The 24,265-nt window shown below is 74.5% G+C and carries 22 protein-coding genes and 2 tRNA genes; 15 read left to right on the forward strand and 9 right to left on the reverse strand.

Going from position 1 to position 24,265, the window contains the following annotated elements:
- Positions 1-74: 74 nt before the first annotated feature.
- On the forward strand, positions 75-2,912 hold the full coding sequence (locus tag PATMI_RS35855) for a sortase domain-containing protein (RefSeq protein ID WP_084269846.1): 2,838 nt from the start codon (positions 75-77) through the stop codon (positions 2,910-2,912).
- A gap of 94 nt (positions 2,913-3,006) precedes the next feature.
- Here the strand turns inward: PATMI_RS35855 and hemQ are convergent, their stop codons facing one another.
- Complete coding sequence (gene hemQ / locus PATMI_RS0110365; RefSeq protein ID WP_026910847.1) at positions 3,007-3,687, reverse strand: hydrogen peroxide-dependent heme synthase; 681 nt, start codon at positions 3,685-3,687, stop codon at positions 3,007-3,009.
- A gap of 402 nt (positions 3,688-4,089) precedes the next feature.
- Between hemQ and PATMI_RS0110370 the strand changes: the two genes are divergently transcribed.
- Positions 4,090-6,543 carry a hypothetical protein gene (locus PATMI_RS0110370; RefSeq protein ID WP_026910848.1) on the forward strand — a complete coding sequence of 818 codons (2,454 nt, stop codon included), beginning with the start codon at positions 4,090-4,092 and terminating at the stop codon, positions 6,541-6,543.
- Positions 6,544-6,684: 141 nt separating this feature from the next.
- On the opposite strand, the gene PATMI_RS0110375 is transcribed toward PATMI_RS0110370, so the two are convergent.
- Positions 6,685-6,756, reverse strand: a tRNA-Lys gene (locus PATMI_RS0110375).
- A 202-nt stretch (positions 6,757-6,958) separates the two neighbouring features.
- Here PATMI_RS0110375 and PATMI_RS0110380 point away from each other — a divergent pair.
- From PATMI_RS0110380 to PATMI_RS0110410, 7 genes are all read left to right on the forward strand, one after another.
- Positions 6,959-7,255: a hypothetical protein gene (locus tag PATMI_RS0110380; protein ID WP_026910849.1), complete on the forward strand. Its 297-nt coding sequence runs from the start codon at positions 6,959-6,961 to the stop codon at positions 7,253-7,255.
- Positions 7,256-7,320: 65 nt separating this feature from the next.
- Positions 7,321-7,392: transfer RNA gene (locus PATMI_RS0110385), tRNA-Glu, on the forward strand.
- 228 nt (positions 7,393-7,620) lie between these two features.
- Complete coding sequence (locus PATMI_RS34335; RefSeq protein ID WP_169738350.1) at positions 7,621-8,046, forward strand: NUDIX domain-containing protein; 426 nt, start codon at positions 7,621-7,623, stop codon at positions 8,044-8,046.
- An 11-nt stretch (positions 8,047-8,057) separates the two neighbouring features.
- Complete coding sequence (locus tag PATMI_RS0110395) at positions 8,058-8,630, forward strand: RipA family octameric membrane protein (RefSeq protein WP_026910850.1); 573 nt, start codon at positions 8,058-8,060, stop codon at positions 8,628-8,630.
- An 81-nt stretch (positions 8,631-8,711) separates the two neighbouring features.
- Positions 8,712-9,425, forward strand: a complete 714-nt coding sequence (locus PATMI_RS29040) for a molybdopterin-dependent oxidoreductase (RefSeq protein ID WP_036725657.1) — start codon at positions 8,712-8,714, stop codon at positions 9,423-9,425.
- Positions 9,422-10,246: a cytochrome b/b6 domain-containing protein gene (locus tag PATMI_RS0110405; RefSeq protein WP_026910851.1), complete on the forward strand. Its 825-nt coding sequence runs from the start codon at positions 9,422-9,424 to the stop codon at positions 10,244-10,246. Before PATMI_RS29040 ends, PATMI_RS0110405 begins: the two co-directional genes overlap by 4 nt.
- Before the next feature lie 81 nt (positions 10,247-10,327).
- Positions 10,328-11,098: a hypothetical protein gene (locus PATMI_RS0110410; protein WP_026910852.1), complete on the forward strand. Its 771-nt coding sequence runs from the start codon at positions 10,328-10,330 to the stop codon at positions 11,096-11,098.
- Between the two features lie 135 nt (positions 11,099-11,233).
- Here PATMI_RS0110410 and PATMI_RS0110415 read toward each other — a convergent pair whose 3' ends face one another.
- The 4 genes from PATMI_RS0110415 to PATMI_RS29045 form a co-directional block, all read right to left on the reverse strand.
- On the reverse strand, positions 11,234-11,941 hold the full coding sequence (locus PATMI_RS0110415; protein WP_051471313.1) for an MIP/aquaporin family protein: 708 nt from the start codon (positions 11,939-11,941) through the stop codon (positions 11,234-11,236).
- A gap of 172 nt (positions 11,942-12,113) precedes the next feature.
- Positions 12,114-12,866: an SDR family oxidoreductase gene (locus tag PATMI_RS0110420; RefSeq protein WP_026910854.1), complete on the reverse strand. Its 753-nt coding sequence runs from the start codon at positions 12,864-12,866 to the stop codon at positions 12,114-12,116.
- A 25-nt stretch (positions 12,867-12,891) separates the two neighbouring features.
- Entirely contained in the window at positions 12,892-14,541 is a 1,650-nt protein-coding gene (locus tag PATMI_RS0110425) for an ABC-F family ATP-binding cassette domain-containing protein (RefSeq protein WP_026910855.1), read from the reverse strand.
- Between the two features lie 201 nt (positions 14,542-14,742).
- Complete coding sequence (locus tag PATMI_RS29045; RefSeq protein ID WP_036725660.1) at positions 14,743-15,219, reverse strand: SRPBCC family protein; 477 nt, start codon at positions 15,217-15,219, stop codon at positions 14,743-14,745.
- Positions 15,220-15,330: 111 nt separating this feature from the next.
- Here PATMI_RS29045 and PATMI_RS0110435 point away from each other — a divergent pair, with 111 nt between their 5' ends.
- Complete coding sequence (locus PATMI_RS0110435; RefSeq protein WP_051471315.1) at positions 15,331-16,638, forward strand: adenosylhomocysteinase; 1,308 nt, start codon at positions 15,331-15,333, stop codon at positions 16,636-16,638.
- 66 nt (positions 16,639-16,704) lie between these two features.
- Here the strand turns inward: PATMI_RS0110435 and PATMI_RS29050 are convergent, their stop codons facing one another.
- A complete protein-coding gene (locus PATMI_RS29050) occupies positions 16,705-18,201 on the reverse strand; it encodes an arylsulfotransferase family protein (RefSeq protein WP_051471316.1) in 1,497 nt (498 codons plus the stop codon).
- A 258-nt stretch (positions 18,202-18,459) separates the two neighbouring features.
- Complete coding sequence (locus tag PATMI_RS34340) at positions 18,460-19,143, reverse strand: hypothetical protein (protein WP_026910857.1); 684 nt, start codon at positions 19,141-19,143, stop codon at positions 18,460-18,462.
- A 179-nt stretch (positions 19,144-19,322) separates the two neighbouring features.
- Between PATMI_RS34340 and PATMI_RS34345 the strand changes: the two genes are divergently transcribed.
- The 5 genes from PATMI_RS34345 (at position 19,323) to PATMI_RS0110470 (ending at position 23,794) form a co-directional block, all read left to right on the forward strand.
- Positions 19,323-19,952 carry a hypothetical protein gene (locus tag PATMI_RS34345; protein ID WP_051471319.1) on the forward strand — a complete coding sequence of 210 codons (630 nt, stop codon included), beginning with the start codon at positions 19,323-19,325 and terminating at the stop codon, positions 19,950-19,952.
- Between the two features lie 72 nt (positions 19,953-20,024).
- The gene (locus PATMI_RS0110455; RefSeq protein ID WP_026910858.1) at positions 20,025-20,420 is read left to right on the forward strand and encodes a MerR family transcriptional regulator; all 396 of its coding nucleotides are present in this window, start codon (positions 20,025-20,027) and stop codon (positions 20,418-20,420) included.
- Positions 20,417-21,877, forward strand: a complete 1,461-nt coding sequence (gene ahcY / locus PATMI_RS0110460) for an adenosylhomocysteinase (RefSeq protein ID WP_026910859.1) — start codon at positions 20,417-20,419, stop codon at positions 21,875-21,877. The genes PATMI_RS0110455 and ahcY overlap by 4 nt, the downstream gene beginning before the upstream one ends.
- A gap of 471 nt (positions 21,878-22,348) precedes the next feature.
- The gene (locus PATMI_RS34350; protein WP_051471321.1) at positions 22,349-23,338 is read left to right on the forward strand and encodes a PadR family transcriptional regulator; all 990 of its coding nucleotides are present in this window, start codon (positions 22,349-22,351) and stop codon (positions 23,336-23,338) included.
- A gap of 60 nt (positions 23,339-23,398) precedes the next feature.
- On the forward strand, positions 23,399-23,794 hold the full coding sequence (locus PATMI_RS0110470) for a DoxX family protein (protein ID WP_026910860.1): 396 nt from the start codon (positions 23,399-23,401) through the stop codon (positions 23,792-23,794).
- Between the two features lie 6 nt (positions 23,795-23,800).
- Here the strand turns inward: PATMI_RS0110470 and PATMI_RS0110475 are convergent, their stop codons facing one another.
- Positions 23,801-24,235 (reverse strand): winged helix-turn-helix transcriptional regulator, encoded by a 435-nt coding sequence (locus PATMI_RS0110475; protein ID WP_026910861.1) that lies wholly within the window; start codon positions 24,233-24,235, stop codon positions 23,801-23,803.
- Between the last annotated feature and the right edge of the window lie 30 nt (positions 24,236-24,265).

Raw genomic sequence — 24,265 nt, forward strand, 5'->3', positions numbered from 1 at the left:
GATCGTCAGCATGCGCCGCGCCCTTCGTGCGTGCGCGCCGGGGCACGCGTCAGATCCCCGAGGAGCACCCCGCGATGCATCGTTCAGCACCACCGACCGGCGGGCTCGCCGTCGGCCTCCGTCCCGTGCGCCGTCCAGCGGCCGGGCGCCCGGCCCGCCGGGCGGTCCCGGCGCTGCTGCTGGTCCTCGTCGCGCTCGTCCTGCAGGTCGGCGCGACCCCGGCGCACGCCGCCGAGCCGCCGAACCAGAACGACCCGTGTTCCCGCGCCGGCCGCGACAGCTGCGGCACCACCGGCGTCGGGGCGTACAAGACGTACAAGTTCGGGGTCCGCTGGTTCGGCAACTACCGGGGCGCGATCCCGGACGTGAGCCTCCCGGCGTGGTGCATCGACCTGCGGTTCTGGTACCCGTCCGCGAAGTTCGGCTACGCCAAGCGCAGCACCGCCGGCCTGCGCAGCAAGGAGGGCAAGACCCTCTCGGCCGCCGAGCTCCGGCAGATGTCGTGGGCGATCTGGAACAAGGGCCGCAGCGGCTCGAAGTCCCAGACGGGCGCCGTGATGCTCTACGTCCACAGCCTGATGGGCGACGGCGCCCCGGGCGAGGTCGACCCGAGGGCGATCGGCGTGAAGGGCACCTACGACCGGATCGTGCGCGACGCCAAGACGTTCGCGGGCCCGTACAAGATCGATCTGAAGACCGCCGCGAAGGCCACGGCGGGTGACAAGGTGACCGCGAAGGTCCGCGTCCTGGCGGCCTCGGGCCGCGCGGTGCCGGGCGTGACGCTCAGCCTCGCGGGCTCCGACGGCGCGACCGGCCTGCCCGCGCAGGTGAAGACCGGCTCCGACGGGTCCGCCACCGTGGCCGGGACCGCCGACGACGTGAAGAACGGCCTGCGCCTGAAGGTCGCGGCCCAGGGCCTCGCCGCCAACGCGCCGGACCTCTACGTCCCGACGAAGGGCGCCGCCGCCCGCAGCGGCCAGCGCCTGGTCGTCCCCGCGTCGGCCACGGTGCAGGCGGAGGCCACCACGGCGGTCGCCCCGGCGCAGATCAAGGTCGCCACGGCCGCGACGCCCGCGGCGATCCTGCTCGGCGAGCAGAACCGCGACACCGTCACGCTCTCCGGCGCCCCCGCCTCGTGGAAGGGGCAGGTCACGGTCCGGGCCTACGGCCCGACCCGCACCCCGGAGGAGCTCCGCTGCGACGCGCCTCCGGTCGCCGAGGTCACGTACACGGCCGGCGTCGGTGCGACCCCCGCGCCGCCGATCACCCCGACCGCACCCGGCTGGTACGGCTACCAGGTGACGGTGGCGGGGACCCCGGAGGTCCTCGGGACGACCACGCCGTGCGCGGTCCCGGAGGAGCGCTTCCGGGTCGAGGTCCAGCCGGCCGTGCGCACGGAGGTCAGCTCGACCGTCGCCGAACCCGGCGTCGCGCTGAGCGACAAGGCGTTCGTCACCGGCCTGTCCGGCGAGTCCGCGACGGTCGGGGCCAAGCTCTACGGCCCGTACCCGACCCGCGAGGGCATGACCTGCACCGACACCCCGGCGTGGCAGGGCTCGTTCACGGCCCCCGGTGACGGCACCTACCTGACCGACCCGGTCATGCTGAGCGTCCCGGGCTACTACACGTACCGCGAGGACATCCCGGCCCAGGGCTTCGTCCGCGCGTTCCAGGCCCCGTGCGGTGAGGCGTCGGAGACGTCGATCGTCCGCGGCGCCCCGCAGGTCACGACGAAGATCAGCAGCCAGGACACCGCGGTCGGCAGCGAGGTCACGGACACCGCGGTCGTCACGGGGCTCGGCAAGCTCGCGGCGACGGTGAACGTCGAGCTGTGGGGGCCGTACCCGACGAAGGCGGCGATGACCTGCCAGGGCACGCCGTTCTGGACGGGCACCGTGGCGGCCAACGGCGACGGCAGCTACGTCACCGCGCCGGTCAAGCTCGACCGCGCCGGCTACTACACGTACCGCGAGTCGATCGCGCCGACCGAGGCCTTCGCCGGCACGCAGACCGCGTGCGGCGAGGAGGCCGAGACCACGATCGCCCGCGCCGTCCCGAAGGTCGTGACGAAGGTCTCCGCCCCGGTGATCAAGCCGGGCACGTCGATCTTCGACCGCCTCCAGGTCACCGGCCTGGGGGCGACCCCGGCGAACGTCGAGGTCGAGCTGTTCGGCCCGTTCCACACCCGCGCGTCGATCCGCTGCACCGGCACGCCGTTCTGGAAGGGCACCGTCGCCGTCAAGGGCGACGGGAACTACGAGACCCCGAAGGTCGCCGTCCCGAAGGCCGGCTTCTACACCTACCGCGAGCGCATCGTGGGCTCCGAGTCGACGACCGGCACGGAGACCGCATGCGCCGAGGAGGCCGAGACCGCCCTGGCGCAGCCGCTGATCCCGACGGGCGGGACGCGCGCTGCGAACGGGAAGCCCGCGACGACCGACCCGGCGACGGACGCCACGAAGTCCGACGGCGGCTCGCGCCCGACGTCGGTCACGCTGTCCCGCCTGAACGTGCGCGCGGCGATCACGCCGGTCGCGATCGACCTCGGTGACGGCTCGCTCCACGTCCCGAACGACATCAAGCGCGCCGGCTGGTGGGCCGACGGCGCGTCGCCCGGATCGAAGGCCGGCTCGACGCTGATCGCCGGGCACATCGACAGCGCGAAGCGCGGGGCGGGCGCGTTCTTCCGCCTCAACCGGGCGCGCCGCGGCGACTCCGTGCAGGTCAAGAGCCTCGACGGGAAGACCCACAGCTACCGGGTCACGAACGTCCGACGGGTGCTCAAGGCGAAGCTGCCGGCGAGCATCTTCAGCCGGACGGGCGCGCCCCGCCTGGAGCTCGTCACGTGCGGCGGGCCGTTCGCGAACGGCCACTACCGCGACAACGTGATCGTGACGGCGGTGCCGCGGTAGGGGGCGGCCGGCCCTGAGGGGCCGGCCGGTCGACGCCTGCTCGTCGAGTTGTGTCCGCTCAGGGGACACAACTCGACCCGGACGGGCCGGCCGCCTACGGCAGGTCGGCGACGACGTCCACCAGCGGCTTCTTGATGCCGGTGATGAACGGGAGCTCCTCGCGCGTGTGCCGGCGGGCGTCGGCGCCGCGGAGGTCGCGCATGAGGTCGACGATCCGCTCGAGCTCGTCGGCCTCGAAGGCCAGGAGCCATTCGTAGTCGTTGAGGGCGAACGCGCTGATGGTGTTGGCGCGGACGTCCTTGTAGCCGGCGGCCATCATGCCGTGCTCGCGCAGCATCTTCGAGCGCTCGGCGGGCTCGAGCAGGTACCACTCCAGCGACCGCACGAACGGGTAGACCGAGAGGTACTTCTTCGGGTCGGTGCCCTCGAGGTACGCCGGGATGTGGCTCTTGTTGAACTCGGCCTCGCGGTGCACGCCGATCGACGTCCACCACGGGTCGAGCGCCTGCCCGAGCTTCGTGCGATTGAACGCGACGAGCGCGTCCTGCAGCGCGTCGGCGCTCGGGCCGATCAGCCACAGCAGCACGTCGACCTCGGCCCGGAACCCGACCGTCGAGTACGCGCCGCGCAGGATCGCGTCGCCGCCGGTGATCGCGGCCTCGGCGTCGGCGGCGAGCTGCTCGCGGCCGTCCTGGTCGACCCGACGGTGCCCGCGCGCCGCCTTGAACGACGCGTACATCGCGTACAGGTTCGTGTGGTCCGTCTGCGTGCTCATCGCGGGCGACGATAGCGGCGTGGCGAACCCTGGCGGCGGGCCGAGCCGCGGAGCCCTCGGGTGCATCGCCGCCGCGGCCCGTCCACCGGCGGACGTGTGACCACGTCGTGAAGCCGGCCGCGAGGCGTGGAGCGACGAGCGGCGAGGTGCCAGGATCGGGGTGGCGCCGACGGAAGGCCCACCCGCGCCGGACCCGGCGCGTCGGGGTCCCCGCCGTCGCGATCCCCCCAGAAACGCACACCGCGGAGTTCCCCCGTGACTCGGAAGTCGTCATCCCGCCGCGGCCGGCAGGCCGCGGACGCGCCCGCCCGGTCCGTCATCGAACGGCCGCCCACCCTCGAGGAGCTCGGAGCCGGTCCGCCGGCCGCGACCCCGCCGCCGACCCGCTCCCAGCGTCGCCAGATGCTGCTGGCGGCCGTCGCCGGGGTGGCGGTCTTCGGCGCCGGTGGGCCGGCGGTCGCCGGCCCGACCGCCTCGGCCGCGGACCCGGGCCCCGAGCAGGCGGACGTCCCGCGCGCGGGCGTGCCGTCGGCGAAGGCCCGGTGGTGCGGCGTCCCGTTCGTCGTCGCCGCGCGGCCGATCGCGTGCCTGCCCACCCACGACGGCCCCCGCGGCTCCGCGGACGGGGGGTCGTCGGACGGCGCACCCGGTACGGGCGACGGTCCGCCCGCGGGAACGGTCGTCCCGGGAGGCTCCGGCACGCCACCCGTCGACCGGCCGTCGTCGGCGGACGGCGGGGCCCCCGACCTCGTCGGGGACCCGGATCACCGGTCGACGACCGCGCCGCCGGTCCCGGACGCCGCGGCCACGCCGGACGACCGCCCGTCCGACGCCGTCGACGGGCCGTGGACGGCACCGGCCGAGGTGCAGCCGGCTGCACCAGCCGATGAGCAGCCCGCCGCGCCCGCCGAGGGGCAGCCCGCCGCGCCGGACGATGAACAGCCCGCCGCGCCGGACAACCCTGCCCCGAACGCGATCGGTGGTCCGGACGACCGGCCGTCGACGGCTCCGGCCGCGGGGCAGCCCGCCGCGCCGGACGACTCCACGCCGAACGCGGTCGGTGGTCCGGACGACCGGCCGTCGACGGCCCCGGCCGACGAGCAGCCGGCCGCACCGGATGACCGGGCGCCGAATGCGATCGGTGGTCCGGACGACCGGCCGTCGACCACCCCGGCCGACGACCAGCCGGCGGCGCCGGACGACTCCACGCCGGACGCGATCGGCGGTCCGGACGACAGGCCGTCGACCACCCCGGCCGGCGACCGGTCGGCCGCGCCGGACGATCGCGCGCCCAACGCGATCGGCGGACCCGACGACCGGCCGTCGGCGACCGCCGCCGGAGCGGAGGACCCCTCGGACCGCGGCTACCAGGTCGGTGCGACGGCCTTCGACGGGTTCGGGCTCGGAGGACGCGTCGCGTTCAACGACGATCGCGTCGCGTTCACCGGCATCGTCGGCGTCGGGACGGGTGCGTCGGTCACCGCGGGCGTCGCCGACGTCCCGACCGAGAACAGCGTCGGGATCCGCGGCCGCGCGTCGCAGAACGTGCCAGGGACCCCGCTGTCCGTCGGCGTCGAGGGGGAGCTCGGGACCGACGGCTTCACGGGCACGGTGCTGGGGAACGGCAGGACGGGCAACCCGCTGTCCCACGGTCAGGTCGCCGGCTCGATGCACGTCGCCCCGGACGGCACGGTGAGCTTCTCCCACACCGAGGCCGGGCGCTACAGCTGGTCGTCCGAGCTGTCGGCCTCGCTCACGGGCACGGTGGTCGTGGACCGCGAGACCGTCGAGGCGCCGTTCCGCGCGCTCGGCGAGGCGGAGCTCGCGAAGGCCGAGGCGAACAAGGCGATGGGCGACGCCGTGGTCGGCGCGATCGGCTCCGGCTTCTCCTCGCTCGGCTCGGCGATCAGCGGGGCCTTCAGCCCGGATCCCGGACCGGAGGCCCCGACCGCGGACGTCGACGCGATGGGAGGCGGCGTCGGCACCTACGGCGCACCAGACGACGCCTCGACCTCGAGCCGCTCGGCCCCGGGCGACGAGCGCGGGACGGTCACGGGCAACGTCGCGAACGCGCCGTCGACGTCGAGCCGCTCGGAGCCGGGCGACGAGCGCGGGACCGAGACCGGCAACGTTGCGAACGCCCCGACGACGGCGACGAACGCGGGGGACTCCGACACCGGCTCGACCGCGGACGTCGACGCGATGGGGAACAGCGTCGGCACGAGCTACGGCTCGTCCGACGCCGACGCGTCCGCCGCGGGACCCTCCTCCACGGACTCCTCGTCGAGCCGGTCGGATCCCGGTGACGAGCGGGGCACCGACACGGGCAACGTCGCGAACGCCCCGTCCTCGGACGCCGGGTCGCCCTCCGCGTCGGGTTCGGCCGCCTCGGAGTCCGACGACGGCCGCGGCGGGGACACCGGGAACGCGTCGAATGCGTCCTCGTCCGGGTCCTCGTCGTCCTCCGGGTCCTCGGGGTCGTCGTCCTCCGGTTCGGGGTCGTCGTCCTCCGGCTCGGGCTCCTCGTCCTCCTCGGACGCGGGGTCCGACGACGGGCGCGGTGGGGACACCGGGAACGCGTCGAACGCCTCGTCGTCCGGACCTTCCGGTTCGTCGTCCTCGGGCTCGGGCTCGGGCTCGTCGTCCTCCTCGGACGCGGGCTCCTACGACGGGCGAGGCGGGGACACCGGCAACGCGTCGAACGCGTCGTCCGGCTCCTCGTCGTCCTCCGGCTCCTCCGGGTCGTCCGGTTCTTCCTCGTCCTCGTCCTCCTCGGACGCGGGCTCCGACGACGGGCGGGGCGGGGACACCGGGAACGCGGCGAACGCGTCCACCGGCGGTGGCGGCGGCTGGTAGCGGTCCGCGGCGGGCGGTGGGTGCCGCCCGCCGCGCGCCGGACACCGGTCCGGCGCACGATCGGCGGCGCCACACCTCCGCGGTGCCGGAGCCCCGACGGGCGCTCCGGACGGTGCGCCGTCCTCCCGGGGTCGCGCGCAGTGGGCCGCCTGGGACTCGAACCCAGAACCACGGGCTTAAAAGGCCCTTGCTCTACCATTGAGCTAGCAGCCCCCGACGGCGAAGGGTACCCACGGCGGGGGCAGGGCGCACCTCCGCGACGCCCGCGGGCCGCCCGTCAGGGACGCCGATCCAGACCCCTCCGGGCGCGTGGTCCCCGGACGAGCCCCGTGCCCGCCGCCCGGACGCTCGAGACCCCGGCGTCGGTGCGCACCGACACAGCATGCCGCGCCCGGCGCACGGGTAGCCACGGCCCATGGGCAGCTCCGACATCCCCGCCGGCGACGACGCCGAGATCCGCCGCATCGAACGCGAGCGCGAGGCCAACCGGCCGCTCGAAGAGGCCGGGGAGGGCGAGTCCGAGGGCTTCGAGCTCGCCGAGGAGGCGCTGGTCGAGAACGCGTCGCACGGCGACGAGCACGGCACCGCGAAGATCACGCGCGACGCCCGCACGGGGGAGGACCTCGGAGGTGCCCCCGACGAGGAGCTGTACGGCGAGGCCGACGAGGAGGCCCCGGCGGACCTCGGCCCTGGCACCGACGCGGACGCCTGACCGACGCCGGGGCGCGCCCGGCACCTCGGTCCCGGCGATCCCGTTCTACACTTCCCGGGCGACCTGCCCCCATGGTGTAGCGGTTAGCACGCCAGCCTTTCACGCTGGTAGCGAGAGTTCGATTCTCTCTGGGGGTACTCGAGGCGGGCGTTTCACCTCGAACCTCGTCCTCGAGACCGGAGGTTGCGCACCGGTTCGCCGAAGAGGATCCTGAACCGGTCGGAGGTGGAGCGTCGCCACGGCGTTCGTCGAACCTCTCGAACACCGACATGCCTGCACCACGAGCCTCGGATCCCATCGATGTGGTCGACGACCAGGACCGGGTCGTCGGGACTGCGCCGCGGGGAACGGTGCTCGACGACGGGATGAACTTCCGCACGGCACACGTGCTCCTGTTCTCGGCCGACCTGCGCAGCCTCCTGCTGCAGCGACTCGCGTCGGGGCGTGATCGTCACGCGGGGCGTTGGGGATCGTCGGTCGCCGCCTACCTCCAGCACGGCGAGTCGTACCGCCAGGCGGCGGAACGGCGCGTGCAGGAAGAGCTGGGGATCGTCCCGGCTCTCGAGGACCTCGGGACGGTGCCGACACGGGATCGAGACTCCACGAAGTTCGTGTCGGTCTTCTCCGGTGAGGTCGGCGATCGTACCGTGCAAGGCGATGGCACGCACATCGACGAACTGCGGCAGTGGTCGCTCGACGAGATCGATCGGACGCTCGCGGACGACCCGGACGCCTTCACCCCGACGTTCCGCGTGGTCTACGCACGCTTCGTCGATCGGGCCGCAGGCTGAGCGGAGCGCGCATGGCCGACCCCGACGCGCTGCTGTACGCGCAGTACGGAAGGGCGGTCGAGGAGTACCGGTTTCAGGTGGACCTGAACTGGCGCCGGTCGCAGTCGTACTTCGTGTTGTGCGCCGCGGTGCTCGCCGCGTGTTTCGCGGTGCTCTCCGCCGGCGAACGAGTCCCCGACGCGCTCGGGGTCCTCGCGTTCGCCGCGAGTCTCGCGATCACGATCGTCGCGGCAGCGGCCAGCCACACGCAGACCGGGTACTACCGGGCGGCTCGCCAGTCCGTGGCTGATCTCGAGGGTCGGCTCGGCATCTCCGAGTTCGGGCTTCGGACGACTCCCGGGATGGGGTCACCGGTCGCGCGGCGGTACGGCAGGGTCACGACGTTGCAGAACCTCGTGTTCGCCGTCCTCGGACTGGTGAGCGTCGTCGGAGCGTTCGCCGCGGCCGGCGTCGTCGGAGACCGGAAGGACGCCGATGCACCGGAGCCTGCGCGGACGACCTGCACGGCCCGGTCCTCGGACTCGGGTGCGCGTCGCTCGACGACCGGTGGCGTGGTCCTGACCTGTCGGACCACCGCAGGGTGACCGCGGCGGGGCCCGCCCGGCCGAGGCGCCCCGCCGCTCACCCGTTGTGCCCGTGGCCCGCGAGGAGCATCATTCGCCTCCGTGCCCGCGTCCGATCCCGCCCCGCAGCGCCCCGAGGGCCGACCGGTCGGGCGACGGGCGTTCCTCGGGATCGTCGGCGTGGGGATCTCGTCGCTCGTCTGGGGCGACACCGCGACCCGCTGGCTGTCCGGTGCGGCCGACGCGCTGCCCGGCCCGGTCCGCGGGATCCTCCCGTCGAGCGGCTGGCGGATCTACGCGATCAACCCGCCGTACCCCCGGTACGACCCCGCCACCTGGCGGCTGCAGGTCGACGGCCTCGTCGAACGCCCGCGCAGCTTCTCGATGGCCGAGCTGCAGGCGCTCCCGCGGGCCGACCAGACGTCGGACTTCCACTGCGTCACGGGCTGGTCGGTCGACGACGTCCACTGGGGCGGCGTCCGGTTCAAGGACCTCCTGGCCGCGGTGGGGCCCACGGCCGGGGCGGTCGGCCTGTCGTTCGTGTCCGCCGAGGAGGACTACGTCGACACGCTCACGCTGCAACAGGCGGCGGTGCCCGACGCGATGCTCGCCTACGAGATGGACCACGCGCCGATCTCCCGGCCGCACGGCGCCCCGGTGCGCGTGGTGATGCCGCAGATGTACGGCTACAAGGGCGTCAAGTGGCTGCAGCGGATCACGGTCGTGGACCGGATCGAGGACGGCTACTGGGAAGGCCGCGGCTACGACCGCGACGCCTGGGTCGGGAAGTCCAACGACTTCAGCAAGGGCCTGTGAGCGCCGGGGCGGCGGGTGCCGACGGGCCCGGCGGCCCCGCGGTCGCGACGGCACCGCCCGTCCGGGGGCCCGCGCCGGCGCAGACGTTCCCGGCCGGCGCCCGCGTCCACCGCTTCGGCGGCAGCGAGCGCGCCGTCCACTGGATCCATGCCGCCGCGTTCTTCGTCCTCACCGGGTCCGGGCTCGTCATGTACCTGCCGGCGCTCTCGGAGCGCGTCGGCGACCGCCCGACCCTGAAGGCGATCCACCTGACCGCCGCCGTCCTGTGGGTCACCGCGCTGGCGGTGGTGGCGATCCTCGGCGACCGGCCCGCGCTGCGCGAGGCGGTCCGCGAGCTCGAGCGGTTCGACGACGACGACCGGAACTGGCTGCTGCGACGCGGGCGCCCGCGCGGGTGGCGGCGCCTGATCCCGCAGGGGCGCTTCAACGCCGCGGAGAAGGCGCACGCCGTGGTGCAGGCGGCGCTCGCCGTGCTCTTCGTCCTCTCGGGCGTGCTCCTCTGGCTCGGCGAGCGGGACACCACCTTCCGGCTGCCGGGCACGGTCGCGCTGCACGACGCGTCGATGTACGTGGCCGTGGTCCTCGTCCTCGGGCACCTGTACCTGGCGCTGCTGCACCCGCCGACCCGACCGGCGCTCCGCGGGATCCTGCGGGGCGACGTCGACGCGGCGTGGGCCCGCGAGCACCACCGCAAGTGGGACGCAGCGGTGGTCGGCGACGTCGCGCCGGACCGCGTCCGGCGGCCCGGGGCCGCGTCGGTCCTCGCGGCAGTCGTGGCGGTGGCCGCCGGCCTGGCGGTCGTGGTCCTCGTCGTGCTCTGACCCCGACCGTCGAACATGGCGCGTCGGCGTTCGGTGGTTCCACCGATGCGGAACGGGCGGACACCCGGTTCGATGCTCCGCATGATCCGCGTCCGCCGTTCATCGACGTCGACCCTCGCGGCGGTCGCCGCCACCGCTGCGGCCGTGGCCGCCACGGCCCTCGTCCCGGCGTCCGCCGGCGCCGTCCCGAAGCTCGCGACCTACCGGGCGAGCGTCGTCGTCCAGGGCGGGATGACCACGAAGCTCCGGCACGACACACTTGCGACGTGCGCCCCCGGGCAGGCCTGGCTCTCGACGAACACCGTGGACATGGACGTGCGGGCGACGGTCACCGTCCGGGCCGTCGGGGACGTCGTCGGAGCCCGCGCCCGCCGCGCGAAGGGCATCGAGCACGCGGGGGTGATCAGCGACTATCAGGAGTCCAACGCCTGCGCGCCCGCGGCTCCCGTGCGCCTGACCCGCCCGAGCTGCAGGACCTTCACCCTGCCGACCATGCCGATGGGGCTCGGCTCGCAGGGACGCAGCGCGCAGGTGGCCTTCGGTCGTACCGGCGGCCCCTCGCAGGCCCGCGGCGCCTGCGACGTCCCGCGGATCACCACGACGGCCGGGTCGGCCGACCTCTCGCTGCTCGAGCACCCCGGGTCGGGCCTCGTGCTGCCGTTCGACGTCTCCCGGTCGTCGTTCCGGACGCTCGGTCGCGGCAAGAAGCTGATCCGCCGGCTGCGGGTCACGGGGGAGTGCGGCGCGGCGCGCGTGCGGACGGGCAGCGCGGTCTCCTCGCTGGGGCCGCTGGACCACGGCGACTGCACCGTCGACGGGACCTTCAACGTGGAGATCACGCGCCTGCGGTGACCGGTCCGGCCGGACGATCCCGTCGCGACGTACGGCCGGCCGGGCGCGGACCCGGCCGGTGCATGCTCGCGCGGCCCAGGAGGGCCCGTCCCGGCCGCGGCCGAACGGGCGGTGATGCGCCCGGGCCGCCGGGCCTCACACCCGGTCGGGACGGACCGTCTGGTAGAGGAACGCGCCGGCGACGGCACCGACGATCGGGCCGACGAAGAAGATCCAGATGTCGTCCCACTTGCCGGCCAGGAGGTCGGGGCCGAAGGTGCGGGCGGGGTTGACCGACGTCCCGGTGACGGCGATGCCGAGCAGGTGGATCGCCGCGAGGGTGAAGCCGATCGCGAGGGCCGCGAAGCCGGGCGTCACGCGCTTGTCGGTCGCGACGCTGACGATCACGAACAGGAAGATCGCGGTCATCACGGCCTCGACGAGCAGCGCCGAGCCGGTGCCGACTCCGTCGGCGACGGCGTTGTTGCCGAGCGCGTCGGCGTGGGGGAACACGCCCTTCAGGGCGGCGGCGGCGAGGATCGCGCCGGCGAACTGCGCACCGATGTACGCCGGGGCGGCGGAGCGCTCGTGCCGGCCGATCGCGGTCAGGGCGATCGTCACGGCGGGGTTGAGGTGGCCGCCGCTGATGTGGCCGGTCGCGTAGATCGCGCCGGTGATGCCGAGGCCGAAGCCGAGGGCGATCCCGGTGTACTGCAGCGCCGCGCCCTCGCCCGGGATCGCGCCGGTCAGGGCGATCGCCGACCCGCAGCCGAGGAAGACGAGGATGAAGGTGCCGATGGCCTCCGCGAGCGCGCGCTGTGGGAGCGACGGGTCGAGGGGCTCGGTCGGTTCGATGGTGCTCATGGGGATCCGTTTCCGTGGGGATGGAGTGCGAGACCCGGGCGTGCGCCGAGGCGCGCTCCGGTGAGGCCGGAGCCCGGGTCACCCCCTTGTCGACCGATGCCGAGGCCCTCCCCCCGACGGATTCGACCCGCCGTCCCGCGTCCCCGGACCGCCCGGGTCGCGTCCGCCGCGGTCAGACCCCGCGCAGCAGCCCGCCGTCGACCGGCAGCGCGGTCCCCGTGATGTAGGCCGCGCGCGCCGAGCAGAGGAACGCCGCGGCGGCCGCCATCTCCTCCGGCTCGCCCATGCGGCCGGCGGGCACGGCGTCGCGGGCGGCGGCCTGCGCCCGCTCGAGCGAGCCGTGCATCTCGGCCATCCGGCTCGTCGCGATCCGGCCGGTCAGGAGCGTGTTGATCGTGACGCCGTCGGCCGCGACCTCGCGCGCCAGGGTCTTGAACGCCGACAGCGCCGCGGAGCGCTCGGCGTTGGAGAGGACGATGTTCGACAGCGGCTCCCGCACCGACGTCGAGGCGATCCCGACGACCCGGCCCCAGCGACGCTCCCGCATGCCGGGAAGCGTGCGGCGCAGCAGGGCCATCGGCGAGCGCACGAGGTTGCGGTGCGCGGCCTCCCACTGCTCGTCGTCGAACGCCAGCGGGTCGGGGCCGGCGGGCGGCCCGCCGGTGTTCACGACCACGATGTCGATCGGGCCGACCGCCGCCTCGGCCGCGTCGACGAGTCCGTCGGCGCCGGCCACGTCCGAGGTGTCCCAGGCGATCCCCGCGGCGGCCCCGACCTCGGCCGCCGCGGCCCGGGTGCGCTCGGGGTCCCGCGAGGAGAGCACGACCTGCACGCCCTCCGCCACGAGCGCCGCGGCGATCGCCCGCCCGATCCCCGCCGACGCGCCGCCTACGATCGCCGTCCGTCCTGCGATGCCGAGATCCATGCGCCGGAGTATCGCGGGCGCACCGTCAGCGTCCGATTCGCACCCGCCCCGCCGAGAGGGCCACGGTCCGCGTCACCCCGAGCGCCTCGCGGAAGCGGGCGTCGTGGCTCGCGACGACGAGCGCGCCCGGCCAGTCCCGGAGCGCTGCCTCGAGCGCTTCCAGCGACGCGAGGTCGAGGTGGTTCGTCGGCTCGTCGAGCAGCAGGCACGTCGTCCGCCGCAGCGCCAGGACGGCGAGCTCCGCACGGGTCAGCTCCCCCGGCGACAGCGTCGCGGCGGGCCGGACGACGACGTCGGCGGCCAGCCCGAACGTCGCCATCGCCGTCCGGGCGTCCGTCGGGTCGGCACCCGCCAGGGCGGCGACGGCGTCGGCGACGGACGCGTCCCCGTCCCCGGCCAGGAGCGCCCTCCGGGCCTGCCCGAGCGTGGCGACGACGGCCCCCGGGGCCACGCTCCGCCGACCCTCGTCGGGATCGAGGTCGCCGGCGAGCGCGGCCAGGACCGTCGACTTCCCGCTCCCGTTCGGGCCCTGGAGGAGCACGCGATCGCCGTGCTCGATCTCGAGGTCGAGCGGCCCCACGGCGAACGAGCCCCGTCGCAGGACGGTGCCCTCGAGCGCCACCGCCCACGGGGCCCGGCGCTCGGCGGCGGAGAGCACGAGCCGCAGCCGGGCCGGCACGCGCGGCTTCTCGGGGAGCGGTCGGTCGGCCCGGCCCTCGACGACCCGGGCGCGCCGCTGCATGCCCTCGGCCCGCATGCGCACCCACTCCTTCGCGTGCTTGTCGCCGTCGTGCGTGGCCCCGCCGGCCTTCCGGAACGACGCCGACGCGCGGGCGCGCGTCTCGGTCGCCGCGGCCCGCAGCGCGGTGCGCTCGTGGACCGCGTCCTGATGCTCGGCGACGGCCCGGCGCCGGGCCTCGGCCCGCTCGTGCTCCCACGACGCGAACCCGCCGCCGTGATGGAGCGCGGTCCCCGGTGCCGCGTCGGGGTCGCCGAGCACGACGAGCTCGGTGGCGACGTCGGTCAGGAGCGCCCGGTCGTGGGAGACGACGACGAGCCCGCCGCGGTGCTCGCGGACCACCCGGCGCAGGACGTCGAGCCCGTCGTCGTCCAGGTGGTTCGTCGGCTCGTCGAGCAGCACGACGTCGTGGCGGCTGCTGCGCAGGACGGCGAGCCCGACCCGCGCGGCCTGGCCGCCCGACAGCCGGTGCAGCGGCCGGTCCAGCAGGTCGGGGTCCAGGCCGACCTCGTCCGCGGCGGCCGACAGCCGCGCGTCGGCGTCGTCGCCGCCCAGGGCCAGCCAGCGGTCCAGCGCGACCGCGTGCGGCTCGATCGCGTCGAGGTCGCCGTCGGCCAGGCGCGCGGCGAGCCGGTCGACCTCGCGCGCCGCCGCGGCGACCCCGAGGCGCTGCAGGGCCACCTCGCGGGCGGGCCGCCGGTCGGCGTGGTCGGCGAGCTGCGGCAGGTGGCCGACGGACCCGTGGGCGTCGACGGTGCCGTCGTCGGGCGCCTCGAGCCCGGCGAGGACGCGCAGCAGCGTCGTCTTGCCGGAGCCGTTGGGCCCGATCAGGCCGGTGCGGGAGGTGGTGTGGACGCGGACGTCGACGCCGGACAGCACGGTGCGGGGACCGTGGTGGCGGGTGACGGCGCGGGCGTCGAGCAGGATCGACGGCATGGGGACTCCTCGGGGTGTCCGGCGGGACGTCGTCCTGCTGACGAGGACGCGACCCGGCGGGCGGGCGGACGGCGTGCGGGACCGCGGCGAGCACCCGGGAACGGATTCCGGGCGGTCGGTCGTGGCGGCGGTCGAGCTAGGCGGTGCGCATAGGGAGGTCCCGAGGACCTCCGGGGAGGGTAGACCGACGCGCGCGGGACGTCAACGGCGCGCCGCGACGTCCGCCGCGAGCAGCCCGGGGATCACGCGCTCGCGGTGGTCGAAGATGCGGTCGACGTCGCGGAGCACGAACAGCCGCCGCGCGAGGGCGCCCGCCGGCCCCAGGCCGACGCCGTGGTGGACGAGGTCGGTCATCGTCGTGCCGCCGTCGCCCGTCGGCGCGAACCGGTGCTCGTGGTGCCAGAGCCCGAACGGCCCGATCAGCTGGACGTCGACGAAGCGGTGCGGCGGGTCCCAGACCTGGATCACGCTCGTCCAGCGCAGCGGCACGCCGTGGAGGCGCAGCGCGTACTGGATCACCGTGCCGGTCGCCATCTCCACCGGCATCGGCGTGATCGTGCGGAAGCGCAGGAGCGGCGGGGTGATCGCGTCGAGGTTCGCCGCGTCCGCGAAGAACGGGAAGACCTGCTCCGGGGTCCCGTCGAGGCGCTGGGTGCGATGGAGGACGTCGACGCGCATCGGGTGGGGGTACGACGTTCCCGGGCCGACCGGACGCCGCGACCGCCGCCCGGCGGCCCGTCCCCCGTCCGTCGCGCCCCGCGCCCTCGCGGCACGACTAGCATCGCCCCGATGCCCCCGGCCGCCAGGACCTCCTCCCGCCGCCGTCCGCCGCACGACGTGGCCGACCTCTCGCTCGCGACGGCCGGCGAGGCGCGGATCGACTGGGCCGACGCCCAGATGCCGGTCCTGGCGCAGGTCCGCTCGCGGTTCGGGGCCGAGCGCCCCCTCGACGGCCTCCGCGTCGCCGCCTGCCTCCACGTGACGGCGGAGACCGGGAACCTCGTCCGCACGCTCCGGGCCGGCGGGGCGGACGTGTGGCTCGCGGCCGCGAACCCGCTCTCGACGCAGGACGAGGTCGCGGCCGCGCTGGTCCTCGCCGACGGCGTCGCCGTCCACGCCCGCCGGAGGATCGACCGCGCGACCTACGCGCGGCACCAGGAGACCGTCGCGGCCTGCGGCGGCCCCGGACCGCACCTGACGATGGACGACGGCGGCGACCTCCTCGCGCTCCTGCACGAGCCGGCGGCGGACGGCGCCCCGACCCGCGCATCGGCCGACCTCATCGGCGGCACCGAGGAGACGACCGCCGGGGCGATCCGGCTGCGCGCCATGGCCCGCCGCGGGGAGCTCCCCGTCCCGGTCCTCGCGGTCCACGAGGCCGACACCCACCGCGTGGTGGAGAACCGCCACGGCACCGGCCAGTCCGCGCTCGACGGGATCCTCCGCGCGACGAACGTGCTGCTCGCCGGCCGGACGCTCGTCGTCATGGGCTACGGCTCGTGCGGCCGCGGCGTCGCCGCCCGGGCGCGCGGCATGGGCGCCGCCGTGACGGTCTGCGAAGTGGATCCGATCAAGGCGCTGGAGGCGAAGCTCGAGGGCTTCGACGTCGCGCCCTCGCTCGTCGCGGCGGAGCGCGGCGACATCTTCGTGACCGTCACCGGCAACCGCGACGTCCTGACCCGCGAGCACTTCGAGCGGATGCGCGACGGGACGATCCTCGCCAACGCCGGGCACTTCGACGTCGAGATCTCGCTCGGCGACCTGGCCGCCGCGGCCGACGGGCCCCCGGTCGAGGTCCGTCCCCTGGTCGAGCGCTACGTCGTCGGCGGCCGGCGCCTGCACCTGCTGGCCGGCGGACGCGTCGTCAACCTGGCGGCCGCCGAGGGCTACCCGGCGTCGGTCATGGACCTCTCGTTCACGAACCAGGCGCTCGCGGTCGAGGCGCTCGTCCGCCAGCCGGGCAGGTTCGCGCCCGGCGTCCACCGCGTGCCGCAGGAGATGGACGCCGAGATGGCGCTCCTGAAGCTCGAGAGCCTCGGCCTGGGCATCGACGTCCTCAGCGACGCGCAGTCCGCCTACGGCCGCTCCTGGGGCTGAGGCCGCGGCGGCGGCAGCGCCGCGCGCCGCGACCGCAGCGCCGGCCGGGATCCGTCGTTCCGCGGGTCAGTAGTCCGTGCCGACCGCGACCGGCTTCGAGCGGCTGAGCACGTTGCCCGCGGCGTCGAGCGCCTCGACCGCGACGATCTTGTCGCCGCCACCCGGACCGCCGTACCGCAGGAGCGTCTCGAAACCGGCGCGCGGCACGGTCTGGCGCGGGACGAGCGAGGTCGCCGACGCCCCGCCGACCGCGCGCCACGCGGCCACGGTGGTCGCGCCGTTCCACGAGACCCGGACGGCGACGCTCCTGCTGCTGCGCCGCGCGACGGCCTTCGGGGCGCTCAGCGGCTGCGAGGTCCAGTCGGCGCGGTACGCCCGGTACGACTCTGTCCGCGTCGACGCGTACTTCGCCTCGAAGAGCTGCTGGCCGGTGGGGGAGAACTCGGACACGTTGTCCCCGGTGCCGCCCCAGCCGACGAACCAGTTGCCGTTCGGGAGCGCCTGCAGGTTGCCCTGCGTGTTGTTGATCTTCGTCACCGGGTTGACGAACTGGCGCGCGACGGTCGCGGTCCGCTTCGCGTCGTCGAGCTTCAGCACGAGGCCCTTGGAGCGCTTGCCCTTGTCGTTGAGCACCGAGCTGACGTTGTCGAACAGCGAGATCGTGCCGTCGGGCTGCCGGTGGGCGTCGTGCTGCCAGTGGAACGCGGCCCCGGGGCCCATCTTGTAGCTCGAGTCCTTGCCGCCGAGCTTCCAGACGATCTTCTTCGTCTTCTTGTCGATCTTGTAGATCGTGTGCGTGTGCCGGGCGGACACCAGCACGTTCCCGTCGCTGTCGAGGTTCACCGAGTTGGCGTGGATGAAGTCATAGGCGACCTCCGGCCGCGCGGGGAGCGGCAGGTAGGACTCCTTCGGCGACACGGCGTCGGTCGACACCCAGTCCCAGACGACCTTGTTCGTCTTCAGGTCGACCTCCTGGATGGTGTTCCGCATCACCAGGTCGTTCTTCTTGCCGCCCTTGACGGCGGTCGTGCTCTGGCGGACCGGCTTGTACGAGATCAGGAGCGCGGTGCCCTGCGGCGTGAGCGTGAACTCGTGGAAGTCCGCCTGCCGCTTCCCGTCCGGGCTGACGGTGGCCAGCACCCGGAAGTTCTGGTCCAGCACCTTGAACGCGCCGAACCCGTAGCCGCGGAGCGCGCCGCCCTCCCAGTACGTGATGACCGGCTTGCCGTCCAGCAGCTGCGGCTTGAGGTCGAGGATCGAGTTGCCCTTGCCGGCCGGCTGGAACCACACCGGCGAGCCCGAGTTGTCGAAGACCATGGCGCCGGAGTCGATCCCCCCGCCCTTGGGCGTCGTGAAGACGTAGCCGGGCGCCGTGTTCGTCGCCGGCGTGGTGACCCGCACGGTGGTCGGCTTGAGGTCCGGCCGGCTCGGGTAGATCGTGGTGGCGTCCGCGACCGGGGCGAGGGCGGCGAGTCCGGCCAGCGCGGTCGTGACGGCGGCCGCCCGGCGGCCCGGCCTCCGGCTCGACGGACGGTGGGGCGGGACGGCTGATGGCGCGGGCATGGTGCTCCTGAGCGGGGGGAACGCCGACGTCGCGCCTGGTGCGCGCCGCGGGACCGCCGTACTCCGGGGAGGGCGGACGGTGCGGGCGATCCTCCCACGCGGTTCACGCTTTCGCGCCGATTCTTCGTTTCGGCGCCGCGCCGGCGCGGCCGGTCCGGATCCCCCGACCGTCGGCGTCGCGACGGTCCGGGCCCGGCTCGGTCCCCGGCTCTGTGTCTCAGGATGGGTTGGCCGGTGAGGTTGCCGGTGAGAGGCCGTTCAGCCGAGGTCGACCGCCTCGATCAGCCCCGGGGGGTCGGTCCGCGACGGGCCGGTCGGGAACGCGAGCCGCACGAGGCGCTGCCCGTCGACCGCGACGTGGGCGATCACGGGCGGGACGACCGTCGCCGACAGCTCGTCGAGCGCCTGCGCGACGGCGACGAGGCTCGGGCGCACCCGGATCCGCCACGCGTCGACCTTGCCGGCGGGCACCGCGACCTTCTCGCGCTTCTCGACCCGGACGTCCAGCGGCCAGTACACGACCGCCGTGAGCCACACCGGCGGCACGAAGCGGGCCTTCTCGGCCAGCGGCAGCACCCGGAACGCGAGCGCCAGGGCGGGGGCGGGGACCATCTCGCGCGGGTAGGCCGAGATGTCACCGCCCATCTGCGGGACCTGGACGTCGCGGAACGCCGCCGACTCGGCGAACACCTCGCGGTCCTTGTCGGTCAGCTCGATCGACTGCGACTGGGCCAGGAGCGCGCCCGAGCGCCGCCGGAACCGGGTCTCGACGGTGCCCGCGAGCCGCCCGAACGCCTCCCCGCGGATCTCCTGGACGAGCTCCCGGTCGCCGTCGGGGCGGAGCGTCAGCGTGCCGGTGCCGACCTCCTCCCCGTCCACGAGCCCGCGGAACGTCGTCGTCTCGGGGCCCTCGAGCTCGGGATCCGGCAGCGCGTCTTCCATGGGCGGGCACGATGGCAGGTGCGGCGGACCGGGTCGGTGCCCGCCCGGCCACGACGGCGCGCCGCGGCGGGCCGTCCACCGCGCACCCCGGCGCCCGGCGGCCGGGCGGTCCGTGCGCCCACGCACGGTGGGCCGATAGGCGGTTGAGGCGCCACGTCGAGACGGTGTACGTTCGCCCGATGTCGACGCACCCCCGATCACGTCCCCGCCGATCCTCGGCCCTCGTCGCCGTCCTCGGCGCTCTCGCGCTCGGGGCCGCCGGATGCGGGTCCGACGACGCGACGACGACCACCGACGACTCCGCGGCCCGGACGACCACCGCCACGACGACCGCGGCGAGCCCGACCACCGCGACGACGGCCGCGACCGCGACGACCACCGCGGTGGCGCCGACGACCACGACCGCGGCCACGTCCGCGTCGACCACGACGCCCGCCGCGGCGGGCGGACTCCCGGAAGGCGATCCCGCCGCCGAGAAGATCGACCCGTGCTCCCTGCTGACGGACGCGGACGTGGTCGGCGCCGGTGGCAAGGCCGGGGTCCACCGCCCGGACGAGAACGACGTCGGGAAGGGCTGCGACCACGGCGTCCTGACCATCTACGTCGGCGAGCTTCACCCGAACTTCACCGCCTTCGGGGGCGAGAAGGTCCCCGGCGTCGGCGACGAGGCGTACTACCGCAAGCAGTGGCACGACCTGCGGACCCGGGTCGGCGGCGTCCGGGTCGACGTCCAGTGCCGGCTGTGCAGCGGCAGCGAGCTGCCGACGCTGAAGAAGCTGGCGGGCAGGGCCGTCTCCCGCCTGCCGTAGGGGCTGCCGCGGCCGGGGCGGCGCCACCCGTCGTAACCTTGACACGATCGTGGTAAGGTTACGAAGTCCCGCATGGACGCACTGACGATCAACGAAGCGGCGGAGACCACGGGTTGGAGCCCGCGGATGCTCCGCTACATCGAACGCATGGGGCTCGTCGAGCCCGAGCGGTCGACGGGCGGCTATCGCCTGTACGGCCCGGGTGAGCTCCAGCGCCTGCGCACGTTGCGCGGGCTGCTGGACGAGCACGGGCTGGCTCTCGGAGAAGTCGGGTTCGCCCGCCGGATGCAGCACGACGACGCGCTGCGGACGACGGTCGAGGACTGGCTCGAGGCCGAGCCGTCGCGTCCCGCCCACGTGCCCGCCGACGACTGGCTCACGTGGGAGCAGGACAAGCACGAGCGACTGGTGGCAGAGGCCGCACGTCGCGCCGACACCACCGCCAGCAACCTCACGGAGACCCTATGAGCACCGTCCTTTCGAAGAACGATTTCAAGGTCCGCGACCTCTCGCTGGCCGCCGCCGGTCGCAAGCAGATCGAGCTCGCCGAGCACGAGATGCCCGGCCTGATGTCGACGCGCGAGGAGTTCGCCGCGTCGCAGCCGCTCAAGGGCGCGCGCATCATCGGCTCGCTGCACATGACCACGCAGACGGCCGTCCTGATCGAGACCCTCACGGCGCTGGGCGCCGAGGTCCGCTGGGTCTCCTGCAACATCTTCTCGACCGACGACCAGGCCGCCGCGGCCGTCGCCGTCGGCCCGAACGGCACCCCCGAGGACCCGCAGGGCGTCCCGGTCTTCGCCTGGAAGGGCGAGACGCTGGAGGAGTACTGGTGGTGCACGGAGCAGGCCGTCGCCGGCTGGCCCGCCGACGCCCCGGCGAACATGATCCTGGACGACGGCGGCGACGCCACGATGCTCATCCACAAGGGCGTCGAGTTCGAGAAGGCCGGCGCCGTGCCGGACCCCTCGACCGGTGAGTCCGAGGAGTTCCAGATCTTCCTCTCGCTGCTGACGAAGTCGGTCGCCGAGGCGCCGGAGCGCTACACCGAGATCGCCAAGCACATCCAGGGCGTGACCGAGGAGACCACCACGGGCGTGCACCGCCTGTACGAGCTCGCCAAGCAGGGCGGCCTCCTCTTCCCGGCGATCAACGTCAACGACGCCGTCACGAAGTCGAAGTTCGACAACCTCTACGGCTGCCGCCACTCGCTGGTCGACGGCCTGAACCGCGCGACCGACGTCATGATCGCCGGCAAGCGCGCCGTGATCTGCGGCTACGGCGACGTCGGCAAGGGCTCCGCCGCCTCGCTCCGCGGCCAGGGCGCCCGCGTCATCGTCACCGAGATCGACCCGATCAACGCGCTCCAGGCGGCGATGGAGGGCTACCAGGTCACCACGCTCGAGGACGTCATCGGTGAGGCCGACATCGTCGTCACGACGACCGGCAACAAGGACATCCTCACCAAGGAGCACCTCGCCGCGCTGAAGAACAAGGCGATCGTCGCGAACATCGGCCACTTCGACAACGAGATCGACATCGCCGGTCTCGGGTCGATCCCGGGCATCGAGCGCATCGAGGTCAAGCCGCAGGTCCACGAGTGGGTCTTCCCCGACGGCCACTCGATCATCGTGCTCTCCGAGGGTCGCCTGATGAACCTCGGCAACGCGACGGGCCACCCCTCGTTCGTGATGTCGAACTCGTTCACGAACCAGACGATCGCCCAGATCGAGCTGTTCGCGAACAACCAGGACGGCAAGTACGAGAACCAGGTCTACGTGCTCCCGAAGCACCTCGACGAGAAGGTCGCCCGTCTGCACCTCGACGCCCTCGGCGTCAAGCTGACGACGCTCTCGCAGTCGCAGGCCGACTACATCGGCGTCCCGGTCGAGGGCCCCTACAAGCCCGACCACTACCGGTACTGATCTGACTCGGTCTCGCCGCCCCTGAGGGTGTCGCCGGATCCTCGGCAGCACGTGCGTACAGCTCTCGGATTCCGCTCCTACTCAGGGACGGCGATACCTTCGCCAGCTCAGCACCGGTTCCCGCGCTCACCCTGAGCGCGGGGACCTTCCCGAGTCATCTCGGAACCCACGATTCAGCACACGACGGGCGGCCCACGGGCCGCCCGTCGTCGTTCCGCGGTGGCGTGGACGCGGGCAGGCCGGCGGGGGTCGATGCGCCGATGGCTCGCGATACGGGCCAATGACGCATCGGTCGACCGTGAGACCTGGACCGATGCGCCGGTGGCCCGTCATGCGGGCCGATGACGCATCGGTCGCCCCGGTTCGCCCCGCGCCGCCGGCCCCTCGCGAGCATCGCGATATATCGCGCTATTGACGTTCGAAGCAAAGCGATATATCGTGATGGAACACCAACCACGAAGGAGCGTCCTCATGGACAGCAAGCGATGCACCACCAGCAGCACCCCGTCCGACGAGACCCGCGCGGACGATCGTCCGCGGCGTCGCCACGGACGGCATGGCGGACCGCGGCACCGCCGGTGCGCACCGCCCGACGGCTTCGGCGGGCCCGGGGGGGTCGGGCCCGAGGGCTTCGGACCTGGGGATCCCGGTCCCGGCGGGTTCGGCTTCGACGGCTTCGACCGCGCGGGCGGCGACGCCCCCGGGCGCGGCCACGGGCCCTGGGCCCGGTACGACGACGGCCCCGGGGGCCCGGGCTTCGGTCCGGGTCGCGGTCGCGGGCCGGGCGGTCCGGGTCGCGGTCGCGGTCGCGGGCCGGGCGGCCGTGGCCCCGGCGGGCCCGGGGGCGGCCGCGGGGGCGACCCCGAGCTCCCCGGGTTCCTCCCGCCCGGCGCCCGCGTCGGCCGCGGTGACATCCGGGCCGGCATCCTCGTGCTCCTGCTCGAGGGGCCGATGCACGGGTACCAGCTCATCCACGAGCTCCGCGAGCGCAGCGGCGGCGTCTGGCGCCCGAGCCCCGGCTCGGTCTACCCGACGCTCAAGCGGCTCTCGGCCGAGGGGCTCGTGACGAGCGAGGAGGGGGAGGGGCGCGGTCACCGCCGGGCGTTCTCCCTGTCCGCCACGGGCGAGGAGGAGGCCACGCGCCTGGCCGCCGAGTCCACGCCGTGGGAGGCCCTGGTCGACGACGACGACCGCGGCGCCCTCGAGCTCCGCGACCTCGTCGTCAGCGTCGTCGACGCGGCGCGGCAGGTCGTCCGCGTCGCCGAGCCCGAGCAGGCGGCCGCCGCGAAGGACGTCCTCGTCGAGGCCCGCCGGAAGCTCTACGGCATCCTCGCCGCGGAGCCCACGGCGACGGCCGACGCCGCGGCCGCATCGCCGACCGACCCCGCGGGCCCGACCGGTCCCGACGTGTCGGCCGGTGGCGCGCCGGCCACGGACGATCCCGAGGCCGACCCGGCCTGAGCGGTCGGCCGCACGCCGGGTCGCGGCGCCCGCCGCGACCCGGTCGTGCACCCTGTCGGCATGGTCACCGACGCCGCCGTCCGCGCGGACCCGATGCTGCGGCGCGTCGCGATCGTGCTCGGCGTGATCTTCGTGATCGCGTCGACGCCGAAGTTCCTCGCCTACGGCTGGGAGCGTGACGCGTTCGTCCGCTTCGACCTCCCGGCCCCGGGAGCGATGGTGCTCCTGGCCGGCGTCCTCGAGCTCGTCGGCGGTGCCCTCCTGATCGCCCGGCGGCAGGTGGTCGCGAGCTGCCTCGTCCTGTCGGCGGTGATGCTCGTGGCGTTCGTCGCCGGCGGGATCCTCGCCGGCGACGAGATCCCCAGCCTGACCGTGGCCCCGCTGCTGCTGGTCGCGATGCTCTGGGTGGCGACCGTCGCGGTCCGCCGTGCGCGGCGCGGCGCCGGCCACCTGTAGCTCCGGCTACCGCTCGTCGTACGCCCGCTGCGCGGCCCCGACCTCGTCCATCGAGCCCTCGAGCAGTTCGATCAGGCCGAGGAGGTGCTCCGCCACCGACGTCCCCAGCGGCGTCAGGCGGTACTCGACCCGCGGCGGGATCGTCGCCTGGACGTCACGGAGCACGAACCCGTCGCGCTCGAGCGCCTGCAGCGTCTGCGCGAGCATCTTCTCGCTGACCCCGTCGACGCGCCGGCGCAGGGCGTTGAACCTCGTGGGGCCCTGGTGGAGCGCGCCGAGCGCGAGCGCGCCCCAGCGTCCGGTGACGTCCTGCAGCACGGGGCGGGACGTGCACGCCCGCGCGAAGACGTCGGGTTCGAGCGTCGGGTCGACGTCGTCCTGTGGGCCGACGTGGTCCGGCGGGCTGGGTGCCCCGGATCCCGGGGAGGCGGTACGCGCCATCGCTCCATGGTAGCCGAGGATCGATCCGGG

The sequence above is a fragment of the Patulibacter minatonensis DSM 18081 genome (assembly GCF_000519325.1).
GTDB classification, from domain to species: Bacteria; Actinomycetota; Thermoleophilia; order Solirubrobacterales; family Solirubrobacteraceae; genus Patulibacter; species Patulibacter minatonensis.

Excerpts from the sequence above, each read along its gene's own strand:
- PATMI_RS0110415 (WP_051471313.1), bottom strand. The coding sequence starts at position 11,941 with ATGAGCACCATCGAACCGACCGAGCCCCTCGACCCGTCGCTCCCACAG.
- PATMI_RS34350 (WP_051471321.1), top strand. The coding sequence starts at position 22,349 with ATGGACAGCAAGCGATGCACCACCAGCAGCACCCCGTCCGACGAGACC.
- PATMI_RS0110380 (WP_026910849.1), top strand. The coding sequence starts at position 6,959 with ATGGGCAGCTCCGACATCCCCGCCGGCGACGACGCCGAGATCCGCCGC.
- PATMI_RS29050 (WP_051471316.1), bottom strand. The coding sequence starts at position 18,201 with ATGCCCGCGCCATCAGCCGTCCCGCCCCACCGTCCGTCGAGCCGGAGG.
- PATMI_RS0110395 (WP_026910850.1), top strand. The coding sequence starts at position 8,058 with ATGGCCGACCCCGACGCGCTGCTGTACGCGCAGTACGGAAGGGCGGTC.
- ahcY (WP_026910859.1), top strand. The coding sequence starts at position 20,417 with ATGAGCACCGTCCTTTCGAAGAACGATTTCAAGGTCCGCGACCTCTCG.
- PATMI_RS34340 (WP_026910857.1), bottom strand. The coding sequence starts at position 19,143 with ATGGAAGACGCGCTGCCGGATCCCGAGCTCGAGGGCCCCGAGACGACG.
- PATMI_RS35855 (WP_084269846.1), top strand. The coding sequence starts at position 75 with ATGCATCGTTCAGCACCACCGACCGGCGGGCTCGCCGTCGGCCTCCGT.
- PATMI_RS34345 (WP_051471319.1), top strand. The coding sequence starts at position 19,323 with ATGTCGACGCACCCCCGATCACGTCCCCGCCGATCCTCGGCCCTCGTC.
- PATMI_RS0110370 (WP_026910848.1), top strand. The coding sequence starts at position 4,090 with ATGCTGCTGGCGGCCGTCGCCGGGGTGGCGGTCTTCGGCGCCGGTGGG.
- PATMI_RS0110420 (WP_026910854.1), bottom strand. The coding sequence starts at position 12,866 with ATGGATCTCGGCATCGCAGGACGGACGGCGATCGTAGGCGGCGCGTCG.
- PATMI_RS0110410 (WP_026910852.1), top strand. The coding sequence starts at position 10,328 with ATGATCCGCGTCCGCCGTTCATCGACGTCGACCCTCGCGGCGGTCGCC.
- PATMI_RS0110435 (WP_051471315.1), top strand. The coding sequence starts at position 15,331 with ATGCCCCCGGCCGCCAGGACCTCCTCCCGCCGCCGTCCGCCGCACGAC.
- PATMI_RS0110425 (WP_026910855.1), bottom strand. The coding sequence starts at position 14,541 with ATGCCGTCGATCCTGCTCGACGCCCGCGCCGTCACCCGCCACCACGGT.
- PATMI_RS0110470 (WP_026910860.1), top strand. The coding sequence starts at position 23,399 with ATGGTCACCGACGCCGCCGTCCGCGCGGACCCGATGCTGCGGCGCGTC.
- PATMI_RS0110475 (WP_026910861.1), bottom strand. The coding sequence starts at position 24,235 with ATGGCGCGTACCGCCTCCCCGGGATCCGGGGCACCCAGCCCGCCGGAC.
- hemQ (WP_026910847.1), bottom strand. The coding sequence starts at position 3,687 with ATGAGCACGCAGACGGACCACACGAACCTGTACGCGATGTACGCGTCG.
- PATMI_RS29045 (WP_036725660.1), bottom strand. The coding sequence starts at position 15,219 with ATGCGCGTCGACGTCCTCCATCGCACCCAGCGCCTCGACGGGACCCCG.
- PATMI_RS0110455 (WP_026910858.1), top strand. The coding sequence starts at position 20,025 with ATGGACGCACTGACGATCAACGAAGCGGCGGAGACCACGGGTTGGAGC.
- PATMI_RS34335 (WP_169738350.1), top strand. The coding sequence starts at position 7,621 with ATGAACTTCCGCACGGCACACGTGCTCCTGTTCTCGGCCGACCTGCGC.